Origin of the sequence: Pseudomonas sp. MF6776, from assembly GCF_016613125.1 — a bacterium.
Lineage (GTDB): Bacteria > Pseudomonadota > Gammaproteobacteria > Pseudomonadales > Pseudomonadaceae > Aquipseudomonas > Aquipseudomonas iridis.
Genome location: NZ_JAENSQ010000024.1, coordinates 47,947 through 67,257, shown reverse-complemented (window position 1 = coordinate 67,257; position 19,311 = coordinate 47,947). Strand labels below are relative to the sequence as shown.

Genomic DNA, 19,311 nt, shown 5'->3' with positions numbered 1-19,311 from the left:
ACCATGAGTATTTCCCTTCGCGATCAGTTGCTCAAAGCAGGCCTGGTCAATCAAAAGCAGGCCAAGCAGGTCAGCAAGGACAAGCAGAAGCAGCAACGTCTGGCCCACAAAGGTCAGATCGAGCTGGACGACTCGCAGCAGCGCGCCGCCCAGGAAGCCATGGCCGAGAAGGTCAAGCGCGATCAGGAGCTGAACCGTCAGCAGAAAGAGAAGGCCGAAGCCAAGGAGCGCGCCGCTCAGGTCAAGCAATTGATCGAAGTCTCGCGTCTGCCGAAGCTGACCACCGAGGACTACTACAACTTCGTTGACGACAAGAAGGTCAAGCGCCTCTCGGTCAACACGCTGATGCGCAACAAGCTCAGCAGCGGTTCGCTGGCGATCGTGCATCATGCCGGCGGCTATGAAGTGATCCCGCGTGAAGCGGCCCTGAAGATCCAGGAGCGCGACCCACAGCGCATCGTGCAACTCAACGTGAAGACCGAAGAGGTCAACGCCGAGGACGATCCGTACGCGGCCTATCAGATCCCCGACGATCTGATGTGGTAAATCGCCAAGCCGTAACAACGACAAACCCCGCTGATCGCGGGGTTTTTCGTTTTCAATGCTGTGGTTGATTCAGGCGGATCGTAAATCCCGTTGCTGCTCTTGCACTTCCAGTTCGGCCTTGTAGTTGTGGGCGTCAATCTCGTTGTGGAACATCCCGACCAGCAAGTCTTGTTGATGCACATCCCAGATCCGGATACCGGCGGCTACGCCTTCATGGGACATGTGTGAATCGTCGCGTTCAGTTACTTTTACAGTCATCTGCTAGCTCCAAATCTCAAGTTATCTGCAGCAAGGCGTGTGCAGGACTCTTTTATAGAATTTGTTAGGCAGCTAAGTAAACGGCTTATTCGAGCAAGGTGTTGTTACGTTTTTTGCAACAGTGCTGCAGGCCGCTAAATCCGCGACATTCGGTCGCAGGGCGGTAAGTTTCATGACAGAAGTTTCATTTTCAACAGCACGCAAATGCAATGTGGGAGCGAGCCTGCTCGCGAAAGCGGTGGGCCAGTCAACGGAAATAGCGGCAGTTGAATTGCCTTCGCGAGCAGGCTCGCTCCCACAGGTTGTATGTGTTCTCGAGAAGGTTTCTTCAGGCCAAAAAAAACGCCCCGAACCAGTCGGGGCGTTTTTCATGTGTGGCTCAAGCCTTGGGAATTACTTGCCTTCCCAGCGCTTCATCACCAGCGTGGCGTTGGTGCCGCCAAAGCCGAAGCTGTTGCTCATCACGGTGTTGATGGTAGCGTTTTCGCGAGTCTTGGTCAGAATCGGCATGTCAGCCACTTCCGGGTCCAGTTCGTCGATGTTGGCGGAACCGGCAATGAAGTTGCCTTCCATCATCAGCATGCAGTAGATCGCTTCGTGAACGCCGGCAGCGCCCAGGGAGTGACCGGACAGGCTCTTGGTCGAGCTGATCGCTGGAGCCTTGTCGCCGAACACTTCACGCACACCTTTCATTTCCGCGACGTCGCCGACCGGAGTCGAAGTGCCGTGGGTGTTCAGGTAGTCGATCGGGGTATCAACGGTGGACATCGCCATCTGCATGCAGCGGATCGCGCCTTCGCCACTTGGGGCAACCATGTCGTAGCCATCGGACGTCGCGCCGTAGCCAACGATTTCCGCGTAGATCTTCGCGCCACGGGCCAGAGCGTGTTCCAGCTCTTCAACCACGACCATACCGCCACCACCGGCGATGACGAAACCGTCACGGTCGGCGTCGTAGGCACGGGAGGCCTGTTCCGGGGTGTCGTTACGCTTGCTGGACAGGGCACCCATCGCGTCGAACAGGAACGATTGGCTCCAATGCTCTTCTTCACCGCCACCGGCGAAGACGATGTCCTGCTTGCCCATCTGGATCTGTTCCATGGCGGTACCGATGCAGTGAGCACTGGTGGCGCAGGCAGAAGCGATGGAGTAGTTCAGGCCCTTGATCTTGAATGGCGTGGCCAGGCAAGCGGAAACGGTGCTGCTCATGGTCCGCGTTACACGGTATGGGCCGACGCGCTTCACGCCTTTCTCGCGCAGGATGTCCAGCGCTTCCATCTGGTTCAGCGTGGAAGCACCGCCGGAGCCGGCGATCAGGCCGGTACGCGGGTTGGACACTTGCTCTTCGGTCAGGCCGGAGTCAGTGATCGCGTCTTTCATCGCCAGGTAGGCGTAAGCCGCGGCGTGGCCGACGAAGCGAAAGATCTTGCGATCGATCAGCTCTTCGAGGGGAAGGTCAATGGAGCCGGAAACCTGGCTACGCAGACCCATTTCGGCATATTCCGGGTTAAACCGGATGCCAGGGCGACTTGCACGCAGGTTAGCGGAGACGGTCTCTTTGTCATTGCCCAGGCAAGAAACGATACCCAGACCAGTGATAACGACGCGGCGCATGCGGATAACCCTTAGAAGTTTTCAGTGGAGGTAAACACGCCGACCCGAAGGCCTTCGGCGGTGTAGATTTCGCGACCGTCCACAGAGACCGAACCGTCAGCGATAGCCAGGTTCAGCTTGCCCTTGAGGACGCGCTTGATTTGAATGTTATAGGTGACTTTCTTGGCGGTCGGCAGAACCTGGCCAAAGAATTTCACTTCGCCCGAACCCAGCGCACGGCCGCGGCCCGGCAGACCTTGCCAGCCCAGGAAGAAGCCAACCAGTTGCCACATGGCATCCAGGCCCAGGCAGCCCGGCATCACCGGATCGCCCTCGAAGTGGCAAGCGAAGAACCACAGGTCAGGGGTGATATCCAGCTCGGCGACCAATTCACCTTTGCCGTACTTGCCGCCTTCTTCGCTGATATGGGTGATGCGATCCACCATCAGCATGTTCGGGGCGGGCAGTTGCGCGTTACCTGGGCCGAACAGCTCACCGCGACTGCAGCGCAGCAGGTCTTCCCGAGTAAAGGCGTTTTGTTTGGTCATGCGAGCTCCTCAATAATCCCATGCGGCAGGTGGGGCAAATCTTCCCGACCGTTCGAAGCATTCATGCCTCGAACCGGCAGCCTACTCATAGACTATTGCGTTGTGGTGAAAGTCACAGCACCAAGGACATGAATGTACACTTGTGCACTGAAATTTTTAATCAAGCCTCTTTTGAGGCTCGTTCGGGTGCCTAAGACTGCCGCACTTTCGCTTTTCATGCCAGTCGCAGATGCTCGAAAAGCCGACACTAAGACACCCACCGCTGCAGAATCTGCTGCAGATCATTACGTTTGAACGGCTTGGCCAGATAATCGTTCATCCCCGCCGACAGACAGGTTTCCCGGTCGCCCTGCAAGGCATTGGCGGTCAGCGCGATGATCGGCACGTTGCCGCGTCCGGGCAGGTTGCGGATCTGTCGGGTTGCTTCATAGCCGTCGATGATCGGCAGGCGACAATCCATCAGAATCACTTCGAACTCACTACCCTGGGCACTGCGCACTGCCTGAGCGCCATCGGTGGCGACACTGACAGTAAAGCCCAGACTGCGCAGCATCGCTTCAATAACCGTCTGATTGACCGGATTGTCTTCAACCAGCAACACAGTGCGTCCAGCGCCCTGGCCGTCACCGTTCAATGCGCGCGGTGCGACCTGTTTTGGCAATGCCTGCTTATAAAGAGCCAACGGGATTTCCAGGGTGAACACCGACCCAAGACCTTCCTCACTCTGCGCTCTTAATGTGCCGCCCATGCGTTCGGCGAGTGTGCGGGCGATCGGCAGGCCCAGGCCGGTGCCGCCGTAGCGTCGCGAAATCGAGCTGTCGGCCTGCTGGAAGGCGTTGAACATCAGCTCCAGGCTCTCGGAGGAAATGCCGATGCCACTGTCGCGCACCGAGCAGGTGAACCACAGCAATTCGTGATCCAGCGACTGCCACTGCGCCTCGATACTGACCCGGCCCTGTTCAGTGAACTTCAAGGCATTGCCGACCAGGTTGACCAGAATCTGCCGGATCCGCGTCGGATCGCCCTGCACCTGCAAGCCGCGCATGTCTTCGGGAATCCTCAGGTTGAGCGCCAGACCACGTTGCACTGCGCTGTGCTGGAACGACTGGGCGCACGCGCCGATCAGTTCGGCGAGGTTGAACGGAATGTGTTCCAGCTCAAGCTCCGAACGCTCGATGCGCGAAAAGTCGAGGATGTCGTTGATGACCTTGAGCAAGTGTTCAGTGGACTCCGAGGCGAGCGCGGCGTACTCGATCTGCTCCTCGGTCATGTCGGTGGTTTCCAGCAATTGCAGCATGCCGAGCACGCCATTCATGGGCGTGCGCAGTTCATGGCTCATCATCGCCAGGAAGTCGGATTTGGCGTTGTTGGCCTTTTCCGCTTCCTCGCGTGTCTGGATCAACTGTGCCATCGCCTGATGCTGTTCACGACTCGCTTGCTCCAGCGCCTGAGCGAGATTGTTGATGTGCTGCGACAGCGCGCCCAGTTCGGTGTCATCGACGATCGGCAGCGGGGTTTTAAAGTCGCCATCCTGGATCGCCTTCACCGCGTTGCCGATATCGCGAATCGGCTGCGACAGGCTGCCGGCCAGACGCCGCGCCAGGACAAACGTAAAGAGCAGGGCGAACAGCGCCAGAATACCGGCCTTAAGCAGAATCTCCTGTTGGCGCTGACTGAAGGCATCGTTGGACAGACCGACGATCACCCGCCCCAGATAATCCTCGCTGGCCGCGCCGCTGCTGACTTTGGCGTCCTGGAAAAAATCATTGTTCAGGGCAATCCGTTGCAGTCGAACCGGCGCCTGGAACACTTCGACCTGATGCGGACGACTGTGGGAATCCGCCGGTTGTTCGACATACACCAGAATCCGGTTGGCGCTGTCCTGTACTTCAAGGAAGCGCACGTTGGGCGTTGCCAGCGTCGCCTTGAGCAGACTTTCCAACACGTCGTTGTTGCCGGAAATCACCCCGTATTCGGTGGCGGGCGCCAGTTGGTTGGCGATCAGTTGACCGGTGTGGTTCAGCTCCTGGCGCAAATCCTGAATGCGCACGAACGTGAAGAAACTGATCAACAACAACGTCAGCAACAGCGCCGGACCGAGGCTGATCAATTGGGTACGGGTGTTGATGTCCCAACGACGAAAATTCATGGGCGGCTTTCTCCTTCAGCCAACGCGCTGGCGACAGACGCTTCATTCAGCGGTTCGATACCCAAGGAACGAGCGACCTGGGCATTACTTGAGACCTTGAAGCGTTCGGGATAGAGCGATCGCGGCCAATGGATCGGCGGCTGGTCGAGCAACCGGTCGAGAACGCTCAGCCAATCGCTCTGGTCGCTGTAAGTGCTGGCCAGGCTGCCGGCGCGCACGAACGCGGCATTTGGCCCGACCAGCGCCATTTGCCGGGAATAGCTGCTGAGCAGCAGATTTTTCGCGGTCTTCGGGTTGTACAGATCCGGATCATCCAGGCCCAGCAGCACGTCACTGTTTTTCAGCACGGCTTGTAGGGGGCGGCTGTCGTGAGTGTTGTCCCAGCGCTGGCTGACCACTTGCAGATTCAGCGGCTCGGCAGCCAGAAGCAGTTCTTTGAGGAGGAACTCGCTGTGTTCATCGAACAACACGCCAATCCGGCTCGCCTGAGGCAGGATGCGTCGGATCAATTGCAGCTGTCGGCTCAGTGGCGGATCACTCCAGAGCAAACTCAGGTGCGCCGGTTGCGCCGCGCCGAGGCGTTGTCGGGCTTGCAGACGGCTGATGCGCAGCACCAATGTCGCCGGGCCTTGAGGTTCTTGCAGGCGCCAGTCGAGGCTTGGCAGGTCGAGCAGAATCAGGCGCAGGCTGGACGGCAATTTGCCTGGCGCGGGCAGACTGGCCAAGGGCTGGAAACGCACGTTGTCGGTGGGGCGCAATTCGCTCAGCGCCTGGACGAACGCCTGCACGCCGGGGCTTTCTTCGGCGCCGGTCAACAGAATGTCGGCGGCCTGCACCGCCATGCCGTGCAGCCACACGGTCAGAAACAGGCCAAGTCCGGCCAGCCAATGGCCGAGGGTCGGCGTCTTCCTTGACAGACCGTGGCGCATCCTAGAACTCCAGCTCGGCGCTGACATACATCACGCGGCGTTCGTCGTAATTGTTGTCGACGAACGTGGTCGGCTCGTGATCGAGGCGCTGCTGCAGCACGCCGGCCAGTTCCAGTTGGGCCTTGCCCAGCTTGATGCGTTTGGCGATTCGGGTGTCGACGCGCTCGAAGCGATAGCCGTTGAGCGCGTTGTCGCCGTAATAGAAGAGGGCGCTGTTCCAGCCGTGGCCCCAATCGCGCAGCCATCCGGCAGAACCGCTGTGACTGGCGGTAAATTGCTGATCCAGCGGATTGCTCGCTTCGGCTTCGACGTAGGCGTAAGTGAAGCGCAAGCGGTCGACCGTGTTCACGCGCCAGTCGAGTTGGGTTTCGGTGCCGCGAAAACGTGAGCTGTTGGCGTTGCTGGCGATGTACTGATTGTTGCGCAGAGGTTCGCTGATCATCCCGGTGATCTCGTCGTAGAACAGTTTGACGTCGACCGCCAGACCCCACTCGGCGAAGTAGCCGTTGTAGCCCAGCTCTCGCGAGCGCATGTGTTCCTGATCGAGATCGCCGGGGCCGCGCGTCTTGACGAAATAGCGCGCCGAAGACTTGCCGTACGCCGAAGGTCGCAATTTGCTGACCTGATAGCTCCAGTTGACGTTGTTCTCGAACATGTCCGGCGAGCGGATCGCCTCCGAGTACACCGCGCGCAGGCCGTGACGCGGGTTGATCAGGTAATTGATCGCGAAGCGTGGGGTCAGCGAACTGCCGATCAGTTGCGTGTCTTCGAACATCGCACCGCCCTGTAACAACCAGTGTTCAGTGGCGCGCCACTCCAATTGGCCGAACGCACGCCACGTGGTGTCGTCCAGCGTGCCGTTGAAGTAGGTCTCGGAACTGGCGCGGTCATAACGATAGTTCAGGCCGCTGACCAGACGCAGGCTGTCGGACAGGCTGAGGGTGTCTTGCAGTTCGAGGTCGTAGCGTGACTCGCGAGCGCTTTGGTCGATGTCGCCGCACAGGGTCTGACTGGCGCCGTTGCGCCACTGATCGAGCACTTGGTTGGCCAGCGCCATTTCCTGCGGCGTGCCGGGCGCAGCGCCTGGGCCGGTGAAGCGTGTGATGTTGCGCGCTAAACGTTCGGTGTAATTCGGGTTGAGCTGCCACAGCTGTGTCAGCTCCGGGCTGAAGGACACCTCGGCATCACAGGCGCGCCACACCTGCTGACGATCCCAATGCTGCGCCGAGCCTTGTACGTAGAGACTGTGCTCGGGATTGATGTCGAGATTCCAGCGCACCGAGCCGGCATAGTCCTTGGCGACAACGTCGGAATTGTTGCCGCTGTCAGTAATCCCCGAGAACACCGGGCGGTAGGTATAAGGCCGTTGATTGCTGCCGTCCTTCGCGTTGACCTGCCAGTCAAGGCTCTGGTTGTCATTCAGCGTGTGGCTGACCGCGAGGCTGAAGCGGTTCAAACGGCGGCTGTCACGGTAATCGGCGCCCGTGCGATCGCTGTCGAAACCGTCATCCTCCTGGCCGGACAGCGACAGACGCAGATCACCGCCATTCCATCCGATGCCCTGGCTGGCATAAAAGTCATTAATGCCGCGCTGGCCCCGGGTGATTTTCAGCCGCGTGCCGTGGCTTTCCGCCGGGTGGCGCGTGATGATATTGACCACCGCCATCAGCGCGTTGGCGCCGTAGCTGACGGTGTTCGGGCCGCGAAAGACTTCGATGCGGTCGATGTCCTCCATGGCCACCGGCATATCGCTCCAGTCCACCGTGGCCAGACCTGCGCGGTACACCGAGCGGCCGTCGATCAATACCTGCATGCGCCGCGCTTCGGTGGCGTTGGTGCCGTGGTAATTGACCGCCGCCTGATTGCCGCTGATGTTGCCGACCATCATGCCCGGCACCAGCCGCAGCAGTTCGCTGATGTCGCGGGCGCCGCTGGCGCTGATCAATTCGCTGTCGAGTACGGTCATGCTCCCCGGCACTTCCGCCGGCGTCTGTTTTAGCCGGGTGGCCGTCAGTACCTGCGGCAGCGCCTGGCTGTCCATGAACAGGTCGTCCGCCAGCAGCACCGGGCTGAACAACAGCGCCAGCAGCAGGGAAGAACGCGGTGGGGGAGGAGCGAAAAACACGACGCGGCCTATCGAACGAAGAATTGGCGCGCATGTTAACCGAGGACAGCGACTTTTCCAGTTACGTTGCGGGCATTTTCCCAGGTTTTATTGGTCTTCTTCCTATAACTGCCGGTTATTGACGCAGGGGCTGGCCGCGACCGGGTCGCCCCGTATAATGCCGGCATCGCCACTGGTATGGATTAACGGATTGCATATGACTGAGCAGCGCCCGATTGCGGTCCTGGGAGGCGGAAGTTTTGGTACCGCCGTGGCCAATTTATTGGCCGAGAACGGCCATCAAGTCCTGCAGTGGATGCGTGACCCCGAGCAGGCCGAGGCCATCCGGGTCAATCGCGAAAATCCGCGTTACCTCAAAGGCATCAAGATTCTGCCGGGAGTGACGGCGGTCACCGACTTGCAGCAGACCCTCGATGCCTGCGATCTGTGCTTTGTCGCGCTGCCGTCCAGCGCACTGCGCACAGTGCTCGCCGCGCACGCCGAGCGTCTGAGCGGCAAAATGCTGGTCAGCCTGACCAAAGGCATCGAAGCCCAAACCTTCAAGCTGATGAGCCAGATCCTCGAAGAGATCGCCCCGCAGGCGCGGATCGGCGTGTTGTCCGGGCCGAATCTGGCGCGGGAAATCGCCGAGCACGCGCTGACGGCCACGGTGGTCGCCAGTGAAGACGAAGAACTGTGCAAACAGGTGCAAGCCGCGCTGCATGGCCGCACCTTTCGTGTTTATGCCAGCGCCGACCGTTTTGGTGTCGAACTGGGCGGGGCGTTGAAAAACGTTTACGCGATCATCGCCGGCATGGCGGTGGCGCTGGAGATGGGCGAGAACACCAAGAGCATGCTGATCACCCGCGCCTTGGCCGAGATGACCCGGTTTGCGGTGAATCAGGGCGCCAACCCGATGACCTTCCTCGGTCTGGCGGGTGTTGGCGATCTGATCGTCACGTGCTCGTCGCCGAAAAGCCGCAACTATCAGGTCGGATTCGCCCTCGGCCAGGGCCTGAGCCTCGAAGAAGCGGTATCGCGCCTCGGCGAAGTCGCCGAAGGGGTCAATACCCTGAAAGTGTTGAAAGCCAAGTCCCAGGAAGTCGGCGTATACATGCCGCTGGTCGCAGGCTTGCACGCGATCCTGTTCGAGGGGCGCACGCTGGAACAGGTCATCGAACTGTTGATGCGGGCCGAGCCGAAAACCGATGTCGACTTTATTTCCACCAGTGGTTTCAACTGACTGCTGTTATTCACGGGTAGGGGAGCTGAACATGAACGAATCAAAATCCGAAGCCAGGTACGAATCCATCCTCCTGCGGGTGTTGTGGATGATCGTCTACCTGCTGGTCTGGCAAGTGGCGCAGTTTATTCTCGGCGCAGTGGTGCTGGTGCAACTGATCTATCGTTTGATCTATGGCGCACCGAGCGCCAGCCTGATGAACTTCGGTGACAGCCTGAGCCAGTTTCTGGCGCAGATCGGCCGCTTCGGCAGTTTTCACAGCGACCAGAAGCCTTGGCCGTTTGCCGATTGGCCAGCGCCGCGTACGCCCGAAGGTGAGGCGCCACATGCCGTGCCGCCAGCACCGCATCCGGTTCGCGATGAGGAACCCAAGCTATGAAACTCTGGGTATTGCGTCACGGTGAGGCCGTGCCTTATGGCTCTTGCCCCGACTCCGAACGGGAGCTGACCGAGCATGGCCGTGAAGAAGCATTGCGCAGCGCTGCGCAGTTGATCGGGCAACCGATCACCGCGATCTACGCCAGCCCGTACCTGCGCGCGCAACAGACCGCGCAGATTGTCCGCGAGGCGCTGGGCTTCGAGCCCGAGATCCGCACGGTCGAGTGGCTGACGCCGGAGGTCGATCCGGACAAAGTCGCCGATCAGCTGGTTTCGGTGAGCAATGCGCTGCTGGTCAGTCACAACCCGCTGGTGGGCAATTTGCTCAGCTATTTGCAGCACGGCGCCGGGTATCCGCCGGAGAAGGTCGGCACGGCGGGGTTGGCTGAACTTGAGAGTGCTGAACTGCTGATTGGCTCGATGACTCTCAACAGCCTCAAGCACCCTTAAAGCAAAAGATCGCAGCCTTCGGCAGCTCCTACATGGGATCGCATTCTCATGTAAGAGCTGCCGAAGGCTGCGATCTTTTGATCTTGTTTCTCTTGGTAAAAATTCCAACCAAGCACTTGCTTGGTTGACTACGCTTGCTCCAGACCTAAAAAAACAGGAGCGAGTCGCATGTCTGCCGCATTCCGTTTGCCGCTGGACGTGTTTTACGAACGTGAAGCCCGGCATCCACGCCAGCGCTTTCTCGTGCAGCCCATCGGGGGTGGCGAGGTCGAGACGCTGACCTGGGCCGACGTTGGCCATCAGGCTCGCTGCGCCGCACACTGGCTGCGTGCACGGGAGTTGCCGCAAGGCAGCCATATCGCCCTGATCTCGAAAAACTGCGCGCACTGGATCATTGCCGATCTGGCCATCTGGATGGCGGGGCACGTTTCCGTGCCGCTGTATCCCAACCTGACGGCCGACTCCGTCGCTCAAGTGCTCAATCACTCGGAGAGCGTGCTCGCATTTATCGGCAAACTTGACGATTGGCCGAGCATGTCGATCGGCGTGCCGGCGGGCTTGCCGACCATCAGCCTGCCGCTGCATCCGCCCGGCGATTTCGATTTCAGCTGGGCTGAGTTGCAACGCAGTTCGCCGATCCAGGACGACCCGCGTCCCGCCGCCGAGCAACTGGCGACCATCATCTACACTTCCGGCACCACTGGCCTGCCCAAAGGCGTGATGCACAGTTTCGCCAATCTGGGGTTCGCCACCAGCCGTGGCACGCAACTGTTCGGGCTCAACGAAAACGATCGGCTGCTGTCGTACCTGCCGTTGTGCCACGTCGCGGAACGCATGTTCGTTGAAATGGCTTCGATTTATACCGGGCAGACAGTGTTCTTTGCCGAAAGCCTCGACACCTTCATCACCGATCTGAAGCGGGCGCGGCCGACAGCAATGTTCGGGGTGCCGCGGATCTGGACCAAATTCCAGATGGGCGTCTACAGCAAGATCCCGGCGAAACGTCTGGACTTGCTGCTCGGTCTGCCCTTCATCGGTAAGCGGGTCGGGCACAAAGTGTTGGCGGGCCTGGGGCTGGACGCCTTGCGCGTGGCTCTGTCCGGTGCAGCACCTGTGCCGCAGACATTGCTCGCCTGGTATCAGAAACTCGGCCTCGATGTGCTGGAGGTCTACGGCATGACCGAGGGTTGCGGTTACTCGCACATCTGTTTGCCCGGCGAATACAAACAGGGCTGGATCGGCAAACCGTGCCCGGATGTCGAGGTGCGCATCGATGCATCCGGCGAGGTCCAGGTGCGCAGTCAGGCGAACATGCTTGGCTATTTCAAGGAGCCGCAGAAAACTGCAGAAACCCTCACCGCAGACGGCTTTCTGCGCACTGGCGACAAGGGCGAACAGGATGCCGAAGGGCGCTTGCGCCTGACCGGGCGACTGAAGGAAATCTTCAAGACCAGCAAAGGCAAATACGTCGCCCCGGCGCCAATCGAAAACCGTTTGGCCGTGCACTCGCGCATCGAACAGGTATGTGTGGTCGGTGATGGTTTGAGTGCGCCGCTGGGCCTGTGCGTGCTCTCGAGCGTCAATCAGGAAGAGCCACGAGCGAGCCTGCATTCGAGCCTGGAAAAGCTGCTGGAGGAGGTCAACGCCGTGCTCGACAAGCACGAGCAACTGCGCCGGCTGGTGGTGGTCAAGGACAGCTGGGCGGTGGAAAACGGTTTTCTCACGCCGACCCTGAAGATCAAACGCAACGTCATCGAAGACACCTACGGCGCCCGATTCGAAGAATGGAGCGCGCGCAGCGAGGCAGTGCTGTGGCAGGATTGAGCGACGACTAAAACAACAAAGGAAGTCTGCGATGAGCTTGTGGCGCACCACTCCCAACATCGAGCAGTTGAACGCGATTCAGAAAAACACCATCGGCGAAGTGCTCGACATCCGTTTCGAAGCGTTCGACGAAGAATCGCTGACCGCGAGCATGGTCATCGACCACCGTACGCATCAGCCTTATGGCTTGCTGCACGGCGGCGCGTCAGTGGTGCTGGCGGAAACCGTCGGTTCGATGGCCAGCTATTTGTGCATCGATGCCAGCAAGTTTTATTGCGTGGGGCTTGAGATCAACGCCAACCATTTGCGCGGTCTGCGCAGTGGCCGGGTGACAGCGGTGGCCAAGCCGATTCACATCGGTCGCACCACGCATGTCTGGGATATCCGCCTGACCAGCGATGAGGGCAAGGCCAGTTGTGTGTCGCGGTTGACCATGGCGGTAGTGCCGCTAGGTGAGCAGCCGCCAGCACGGTGACATCGAAAAAGCCCCTCACCCCAGAGCTCTGGCCCTCTAGACACGTCGGACCGTCCAGAGGTCTGGGGTGAGGGGGAGGGATTTGCTTGGCACACCATAACCCTGACCAGACTGTCACCATTCCTGGCAGTTACAGTCATTGCCGCCGGGCGCGGTCTTACGGACAATCAACGCCACGTTTCCCGCTCATGGATTTGCCCGCATGTCGCAACCTATCTTTTTCGCCCACGCCAACGGGTTTCCCTCGGGCACCTACGGCAAGTTGTTCGCGGCGCTGGCGCCCGAGTATCGGGTCGCGCATCTGGAGCAGCACGCTCATGACCCGCGTTTTCCGGCGGATGACAACTGGTACAACCTTGTCGACGAATTGATCCACCATTTGCAGCAGCAAGATCAGCCCGTGTGGGGCGTCGGTCACTCCTTTGGCGGTGTGCTGCACCTGCATGCGGCGTTGCGTTGCCCTGAGTTGTATCGCGGTGTAGTGATGCTCGATTCGCCGGTGCTGACTCGCACCGACCAATGGGTGATCCGCGCGGCCAAGCGCTTCGGTTTCATCGACAGACTGACCCCGGCCGGCCGCACCCTTGGCCGACGTGAAGAATTTACCGACCTCGCCAGTGCGCGCAGCTATTTCGCGGGCAAGAGCCTGTTTCGCGGGTTCGACCCGGAATGCTTCGATGCTTACCTGCAACATGGCTTGCACAAGGTGGGCGACAAACTGCGCCTGCGCTTCGACCCGGCCACCGAAATCAGCATTTATCGCGGCGTGCCGCACACCAGCCCCGGCCGCACCCGCCAGTTGCAGGTGCCGCTGGCGGTTGTGCGTGGGCACACGAGCCGGGTGGTCATGCGCCATCACACGCGCTTCGTTTCGCGGCTTGCCCAAGGTGAGGCGCTGAGCATGCCCGGAGGGCACATGTTTCCCCTTGAACGTCCACAGGACACGGCACGCTTGCTGAAAAACCTGTTTAGCCGCTGGGAAAACCGCCAGGACAAGGATTGCGCATGAGCCCGACCTTCGAAGAAGTGCGCCTGAGCCTGCCGCATATCGAACTGGCCGCGCATTTGTTCGGACCCGAGGACGGTGTGCCGGTCATCGCCTTGCATGGCTGGCTCGACAACGCCAACAGCTTTGCCCGTCTCGCGCCGAAGCTCAAAGGCCTGCGCATTATCGCGCTGGACATGGCTGGGCACGGGCATTCCGGGCATCGGCCGCACGGCGCCGGGTATGCGCTGTGGGACTACGCCCATGACGTACTGCAAGTCGCCGAGCAACTGGGCTGGAAGCGTTTCGGCCTGCTCGGGCATTCCATGGGCGCGATTGTTTCCATGGTGCTGGCGGGATCGTTGCCGGATCGGATCACTCATCTGGCGTTGATCGATGGGGTGATTCCTCCTACAGACAAGGGCGAAAACGCTGCCGAGCGCATGGGCATGGCCCTGCAAGCGCAACTGGATCTGCGCGAGAAGCGCAAACCGGTCTACACCACCCTCGACCGTGCCATCGAGGCGCGGATGAAAGGCCTGGTCGCGGTCAGTCGGGAGGCCGCAGAGTTGCTGGCCCAGCGCGGCTTGATGCCGGTTCCCGGCGGTTACACCTGGCGCACCGACAATCGCCTGACCCTGCCATCGCCGCTGCGCCTGACGCAGGAGCAGGCGATGGCCTTCGTCCAGCGCATCGGTTGCCCAGCACAATTGGTGGTTGCGGCGGACGGCATGCTGGCCAAACATCCTGAGCTGCTGGAGCGTCTACCCTTTAGCCGGGAACAGCTGCCCGGCGGGCACCATTTGCACCTGAACGACGAGCCCGGTGCGGATCTTGTCGCAGACTGTTTCAATCGGTTCTTCGCCATTCCTTGACTTGCACCGGGCAACTGTCGAGGCTGGGCGGGTTGAAATGGGAGACAACCACGATGGATTTCTATACCGCTACGACCCCGATCCGCCAAGCCATGCCGATCCGATGAGCCTGACTATGCGATCACTCAGTCTGTTGGCGCTGTGCTGCTTCAGTTCCATTTCGTTCGCCGCCGATGTGCCGGGCAGTCAGGACCTGCAGATCGTGCCGCGACTGGCCGACGCGCAAATCGTCGACTATCGCCCTCCGGCAGAGCAGGAGCGGATTTACCCATTGGGCTCGATCCGCAAGATCAGCGGCCAGTTGCGCTTTGACGGCCAGGTCACTGCCCGTGGCCAGACCACCTCGGTCACTTATGAGTTGCCACCCGAACACGCCGCCACCGAAGCCTTCACCGCCGCCCGCGAGGCCCTGCAAAAGCAGGACGCCGAGTTGCTGTTCTGGTGCCAGGCCCGCGACTGCGGCGAAAGCAGCCTCTGGGCCAACGAGGTGTTCGGCAATGCCAAACTGTACGGTTCCGACGAGCAACAGGCGTACTTGTTGCTGAGGCTGGCCGCGCCGCGGGACAACACGCTGGTGGCGCTCTACAGCATCACGCGCGGCAATCGCAAAGCCTATCTGCATGTCGAAGAGTTCGAAGCGGCTGCGCCGCTGGGTGAGCTGCTGCCGACCTCGGCGACCCTGTTGCGCCAGCTCAAGAGCACCGGCGAGCTGGATTTCCCCAAACTCGTCAATGACCCGGATGACACGTGGTTACGCCTGATTTCCCGTGGACTGAATCTCGATACCACGCAGCGAGTGACAGTGTCCGGGCCGAAAGCCGAGGCCTGGCGCCAGGCATTGATCAATCAGGGCGTGCGTGCGGCACGGATGGAAACCGGCAAAGTCGATGGCGTAGGTTTGCGCATTGATTTGTTGCGATAAGCTGCATCGGGCGAGCGCGCGCCGCGTGTTCGCCTACTCTTTGCCTGACTGACTTTTTCGAGACCTTACATGCTCAATAACGATCGACTGCTGGTGCAGATCCTGCTGCTGGTGTTGTTTGGCGCCAGCCTGTGGGTGATGGCGCCGTTCTGGTCGGCGCTGTTCTGGGGCGCAGTACTGGCGTTCGCCAGTTGGCCGCTGATGCGTCTTTTGACCCGGCTGCTCAATGGCCGTGAATCGCTGGCGGCGGCGGTTCTGACCCTGGGCTGGATGTTGTTGGTGGCGGTACCGTTGGTCTGGCTGGGCTTCAACCTGGCCGATCACGTGCGTGACGCGACGGCGTTCATCAAGGACGTGCAGGTCGATGGTTTGCCGGAGGCGCCGACCTGGCTCGGCAGTGTTCCGCTTGTGGGCGAACGGCTGGTCGGCATTTGGGACAGCATCGATCAGCAGGGCGCCGCGTTGATGGTGTCGATCAAGCCTTATCTGGGGCAGGTCGGTAACTGGTTGCTGGCGCGCAGTGCGCAGATCGGCGGCGGGATTCTCGAGCTGTCACTGAGCATTGTCTTTGTGTTCTTTTTCTATCGCGACGGGCCGCGTCTGGCGGCGTTCGTGCACGGTTTGCTGGAGCGTTTGATTGGCGATCGCGCCGGGTACTATATCGAACTGGTTGCCGGGACCGTGCAGCGAGTGGTCAACGGGGTGATCGGCACGGCAGCGGCGCAGGCGGTTCTGGCGTTGATCGGGTTCCTGATTGCCGGGGTGCCCGGGGCGTTGGTGCTGGGTATCGTCACGTTTCTGCTGAGTCTGATTCCGATGGGGCCACCGTTGGTGTGGGTGCCGGCCACCGCCTGGCTGGCCTGGAAGGGCGAGTATGGGATGGCGGTATTTTTGGGTATCTGGGGGACGTTTATCATCAGTGGCGTTGATAACGTGCTCAAGCCGTATCTGATCAGCCGAGGCGGGAATTTGCCGTTGGTGATTGTGTTGCTTGGGGTGTTTGGCGGGTTGATTGCGTTCGGGTTTATCGGGCTGTTTATCGGGCCTACGCTTTTGGCGGTGGCTTATAGTTTGTTGACGGATTGGAGTAAGAGTCAGGCTCGGGTTTAAGGACGCTTCAAGGTTTTTGGCTTGGGGTATATCCGTCGATCTTGATGTCGACTGAAAAGCCCCCATCCCGGCAGGCTCACGCCTACCGGGATGGGGGCTTTTCAGGTGCGCGGCAGGCGAATGATGGCGGTGAGACCACCGCCCGGTGTTTCTTCCAGATTCAATTGCCCGCCCAGTCGCTGCGCGGCTTCCCGGGCGATGGTCATGCCCAGCCCGACGCCACCGGAATTGCGGTTGCGCGATCCTTCCAGACGAAAGAATGGCTCGAACACCGCTTCACGTTTGTCCTCGGCAATCCCCGGCCCATGGTCGATCACGCAGATCAGCAGTTGCTCGCGCTGATCGTGCAATTCGATGCGCGCCTGCCCGGCGTAACGCAGGGCGTTATCCATCAGGTTGTTGAGGCAGGAACGCAGTGCCATCGGTTGTACCGGCAGCGGTGCGCAATGTCCGCTGACGTGTACGTCCGCACCTTGATCCTGAGCGTTTTCGCACAATGATTCGACCAGCGCCTGCACGTCCATCAGCTGCAGGGCTTCGCTGGTGCGTTGCTCATGCAGGTAGGTGAGGGTGGCGTCGAGCATGGCGATCATGTCGTTCAAATCCTGCCGCATCTGGCTTTGCAGTTTGTCGTCGCTGATGTTCTCCAGGCGCAATTTCAGTCGTGACAAGGGGGTGCGCAGGTCATGGGACACTGCGCCGAGCATGCGCGCACGTTGCTGGACTTGTTCTCGAATGCGCCGCTGCATCAGGTTGAAGGTATGCGCCGCTTGCCGCGCCTCGCGTGGGCCTGACTCGTCCAGCGGGGGGCTGTCGAGGTCTTCGCTGAGACGTTCGGCGGCGTCGCTCAGGCGTTGGATCGGCCGACTGAGCAACTTGGCGCCGTACCAGGCGGCGACCATCAAGGTGATGAACTGAAAAGTCAGCGGCACGATCGGGCCACCGAACCAGGGGCGCGTTGGGCGTGGCGGGTAGCGAGAATCGTGCGGCGACGGTTGGCCTTCGATGGTTTGGGAGAATTCCGGTGGCGGCGGAGGCGGGGGCGGGCCGTAGAGGCGGAACCAGGTAAAAGCGAGCAAGTGCGCCAGGACGATCGCCACGAACAGCACGCCAAACAGCCGGCCGAACAGCGTGTCGAAGCGCGCCCGCATCAGCCGATGTCTCGGGCGTCGAACAGGTAACCTTCACCGCGTACGGTTTTGATCAACTGCGGGGCTTTCGGATCATCGCCGAGTTTCTGTCGCAGGCGCGAGACCAGCAAATCGATGCTGCGGTCGAACGCTTCGATTGAGCGACCGCGCGCAGCGTCGAGCAATTGTTCGCGGCTGAGCACCCGACGCGGACGTTCGATAAACACCCAGAGCAGGCGAAATTCGGCGTTGGACAGCGGCACCACCAGGCCGTCGTCGGCGACCAGTTGGCGCAGGACGCTGTTCAGGCGCCAGTTGTCGAAGCGGATGTTCGCCCGCTGCTCGGTGCGATCATCGCGCACGCGGCGCAGGATGGTCTGGATCCGCGCGACGAGTTCGCGCGGTTCGAACGGTTTGGCCATGTAGTCGTCGGCGCCGAGTTCCAGGCCGATGATGCGGTCGGTGGGTTCGCAGCGTGCGGTGAGCATCAGGATCGGGATGTCCGATTCGGCGCGCAGCCAGCGGCACAGCGACAAACCGTCTTCGCCGGGCAGCATCAGGTCCAGCACCACCACATCGAAATGCTCGGCTTGCATGGCCTGGCGCATCGCTGTGCCATCGGTGACGCCGCTCGCATGGATGTTGAAACGCGCGAGGTAGTCGATCATCAACTCGCGGATCGGCACGTCGTCGTCGACGATCAGTGCACGAATGCTCCAGCGCTTGTCGTCTTTTTGCTCATCCGTCACGGTGGTTTGGGTGTTGTGCATGGGGCTGTTCATCTGCCAGTAGGCCGCCAACCACAAAGATGGGCTGCGAGGTGGTGGTTTCAGCATAGGCGTCCGGCGGTGAGGCGGGAAGTGCTGATGTAAGGACGTATTGCGGCTGGCGAGGCTAGCGCGGGCGCGTGTTGGCGACATGTCGGTTGTGTATCGAAGTCGACACAATAGCAGCGAGCGCTATGCTGATCTCGGCTGGTGCGACGATTTTACCGATCATCGGGTGCCGCGCCGCCGCCGGTTCCGCTACAATGCGCGCCGATTTCGACCTGCCTGAGAGCCCTCCCAATGTCCGTCTGCCAGACTCCTATCATCGTCGCCCTGGATTTCCCCACCCGTGACGCCGCACTGAAGCTGGCCGACCAGTTGGACCCGAAACTGTGCCGGGTCAAAGTGGGCAAGGAGCTGTTCACCAGTTGCGCCGCTGAAATCGTCGGCACCCTGCGTGACAAGGGTTTTGAAGTATTCCTTGATCTGAAATTCCACGATATTCCCAACACCACTGCGATGGCCGTAAAAGCGGCTGCCGAGATGGGCGTGTGGATGGTCAACGTTCACTGCTCCGGCGGTATGCGCATGATGGCGGCCTGCCGTGAAGTATTGGACAAGCGTAGCGGTCCGCAGCCGCTGCTGATCGGCGTCACTGTGCTGACCAGCATGGAGCGCGAAGACCTGGCAGGTATTGGTCTGGATATTGAGCCGCAAGAGCAGGTTCTGCGTCTGGCAGCATTGGCCGAGAAAGCCGGGATGGATGGTCTGGTGTGCTCGGCACTGGAAGCCCAGGCGCTGAAAACTGCGCATCCGTCGCTGCAACTGGTGACCCCGGGGATTCGCCCGGCGGGCAGCGCGCAGGACGATCAACGGCGCATTCTGACCCCGCGTCAGGCGCTGGATGCAGGCTCCGATTACCTGGTGATCGGCCGTCCGATCAGCCAGGCGGCTGATCCGGCGCAGGCGTTGGCTTCCGTCGTCGCCGAAATCGCCTGATCAGACCCTGCACAAAACCCTGTAGG

General features: G+C 60.6%; 19 protein-coding genes. 11 read left to right on the top strand and 8 right to left on the bottom strand.

Annotated features, from left to right (window positions below; translation table 11 throughout):
- Window positions 1–3: 3 nt before the first annotated feature.
- Window positions 4–546 (top strand): DUF2058 domain-containing protein, encoded by a 543-nt coding sequence (locus JJD74_RS22960; RefSeq protein ID WP_042560486.1) that lies wholly within the window; start codon window positions 4–6, stop codon window positions 544–546.
- Between the two features lie 69 nt (window positions 547–615).
- Here JJD74_RS22960 and JJD74_RS22955 read toward each other — a convergent pair whose 3' ends face one another.
- The 6 genes from JJD74_RS22955 to JJD74_RS22930 form a co-directional block, all read right to left on the bottom strand.
- Complete coding sequence (locus JJD74_RS22955) at window positions 616–804, bottom strand: hypothetical protein (RefSeq protein ID WP_008079144.1); 189 nt, start codon at window positions 802–804, stop codon at window positions 616–618.
- A gap of 393 nt (window positions 805–1,197) precedes the next feature.
- The gene (gene fabB / locus JJD74_RS22950; RefSeq protein ID WP_042560485.1) at window positions 1,198–2,418 is read right to left on the bottom strand and encodes a beta-ketoacyl-ACP synthase I; all 1,221 of its coding nucleotides are present in this window, start codon (window positions 2,416–2,418) and stop codon (window positions 1,198–1,200) included.
- A gap of 11 nt (window positions 2,419–2,429) precedes the next feature.
- Window positions 2,430–2,945, bottom strand: coding sequence for a 3-hydroxyacyl-[acyl-carrier-protein] dehydratase FabA (gene fabA / locus JJD74_RS22945; RefSeq protein WP_042560484.1), 516 nt, complete (start codon window positions 2,943–2,945; stop codon window positions 2,430–2,432).
- A gap of 247 nt (window positions 2,946–3,192) precedes the next feature.
- On the bottom strand, window positions 3,193–5,094 hold the full coding sequence (locus JJD74_RS22940) for a response regulator (protein ID WP_042560483.1): 1,902 nt from the start codon (window positions 5,092–5,094) through the stop codon (window positions 3,193–3,195).
- Window positions 5,091–6,023, bottom strand: a complete 933-nt coding sequence (locus JJD74_RS22935) for an ABC transporter substrate-binding protein (protein WP_042560482.1) — start codon at window positions 6,021–6,023, stop codon at window positions 5,091–5,093. The genes JJD74_RS22940 and JJD74_RS22935 overlap by 4 nt, the downstream gene beginning before the upstream one ends.
- Window position 6,024: 1 nt before the next feature.
- Window positions 6,025–8,148, bottom strand: coding sequence for a TonB-dependent receptor plug domain-containing protein (locus tag JJD74_RS22930; protein ID WP_200616888.1), 2,124 nt, complete (start codon window positions 8,146–8,148; stop codon window positions 6,025–6,027).
- 196 nt (window positions 8,149–8,344) lie between these two features.
- Here JJD74_RS22930 and JJD74_RS22925 point away from each other — a divergent pair, with 196 nt between their 5' ends.
- From JJD74_RS22925 to JJD74_RS22885, 9 genes are all read left to right on the top strand, one after another.
- Complete coding sequence (locus JJD74_RS22925; RefSeq protein ID WP_042560480.1) at window positions 8,345–9,370, top strand: NAD(P)H-dependent glycerol-3-phosphate dehydrogenase; 1,026 nt, start codon at window positions 8,345–8,347, stop codon at window positions 9,368–9,370.
- A 31-nt stretch (window positions 9,371–9,401) separates the two neighbouring features.
- Window positions 9,402–9,749 carry a DUF4389 domain-containing protein gene (locus JJD74_RS22920; protein ID WP_042560479.1) on the top strand — a complete coding sequence of 116 codons (348 nt, stop codon included), beginning with the start codon at window positions 9,402–9,404 and terminating at the stop codon, window positions 9,747–9,749.
- Complete coding sequence (gene sixA, locus JJD74_RS22915) at window positions 9,746–10,198, top strand: phosphohistidine phosphatase SixA (protein ID WP_042560478.1); 453 nt, start codon at window positions 9,746–9,748, stop codon at window positions 10,196–10,198. The genes JJD74_RS22920 and sixA overlap by 4 nt, the downstream gene beginning before the upstream one ends.
- Before the next feature lie 168 nt (window positions 10,199–10,366).
- Window positions 10,367–12,022 carry an AMP-binding protein gene (locus JJD74_RS22910; protein WP_115146210.1) on the top strand — a complete coding sequence of 552 codons (1,656 nt, stop codon included), beginning with the start codon at window positions 10,367–10,369 and terminating at the stop codon, window positions 12,020–12,022.
- Window positions 12,023–12,053: 31 nt separating this feature from the next.
- On the top strand, window positions 12,054–12,497 hold the full coding sequence (locus JJD74_RS22905; RefSeq protein ID WP_042560476.1) for a hotdog fold thioesterase: 444 nt from the start codon (window positions 12,054–12,056) through the stop codon (window positions 12,495–12,497).
- Window positions 12,498–12,699: 202 nt separating this feature from the next.
- Window positions 12,700–13,506: an alpha/beta fold hydrolase gene (locus JJD74_RS22900; RefSeq protein WP_042560475.1), complete on the top strand. Its 807-nt coding sequence runs from the start codon at window positions 12,700–12,702 to the stop codon at window positions 13,504–13,506.
- Complete coding sequence (locus JJD74_RS22895; protein ID WP_042560474.1) at window positions 13,503–14,357, top strand: alpha/beta hydrolase; 855 nt, start codon at window positions 13,503–13,505, stop codon at window positions 14,355–14,357. The genes JJD74_RS22900 and JJD74_RS22895 overlap by 4 nt, the downstream gene beginning before the upstream one ends.
- Window positions 14,358–14,472: 115 nt before the next feature.
- Window positions 14,473–15,279, top strand: coding sequence for a DUF4892 domain-containing protein (locus JJD74_RS22890; protein ID WP_200616895.1), 807 nt, complete (start codon window positions 14,473–14,475; stop codon window positions 15,277–15,279).
- Window positions 15,280–15,348: 69 nt separating this feature from the next.
- On the top strand, window positions 15,349–16,389 hold the full coding sequence (locus JJD74_RS22885; protein ID WP_042560472.1) for an AI-2E family transporter: 1,041 nt from the start codon (window positions 15,349–15,351) through the stop codon (window positions 16,387–16,389).
- Window positions 16,390–16,490: 101 nt separating this feature from the next.
- Here JJD74_RS22885 and JJD74_RS22880 read toward each other — a convergent pair whose 3' ends face one another.
- Both JJD74_RS22880 and JJD74_RS22875 read right to left on the bottom strand, forming a co-directional pair.
- Window positions 16,491–17,540 carry an ATP-binding protein gene (locus JJD74_RS22880; protein ID WP_200616887.1) on the bottom strand — a complete coding sequence of 350 codons (1,050 nt, stop codon included), beginning with the start codon at window positions 17,538–17,540 and terminating at the stop codon, window positions 16,491–16,493.
- On the bottom strand, window positions 17,540–18,289 hold the full coding sequence (locus JJD74_RS22875; RefSeq protein ID WP_042560470.1) for a response regulator: 750 nt from the start codon (window positions 18,287–18,289) through the stop codon (window positions 17,540–17,542). Before JJD74_RS22875 ends, JJD74_RS22880 begins: the two co-directional genes overlap by 1 nt.
- 297 nt (window positions 18,290–18,586) lie before the next feature.
- Here JJD74_RS22875 and pyrF point away from each other — a divergent pair, with 297 nt between their 5' ends.
- Window positions 18,587–19,285 carry an orotidine-5'-phosphate decarboxylase gene (gene pyrF / locus JJD74_RS22870; RefSeq protein WP_042560469.1) on the top strand — a complete coding sequence of 233 codons (699 nt, stop codon included), beginning with the start codon at window positions 18,587–18,589 and terminating at the stop codon, window positions 19,283–19,285.
- The last annotated feature ends 26 nt before the right edge of the window (window positions 19,286–19,311 follow it).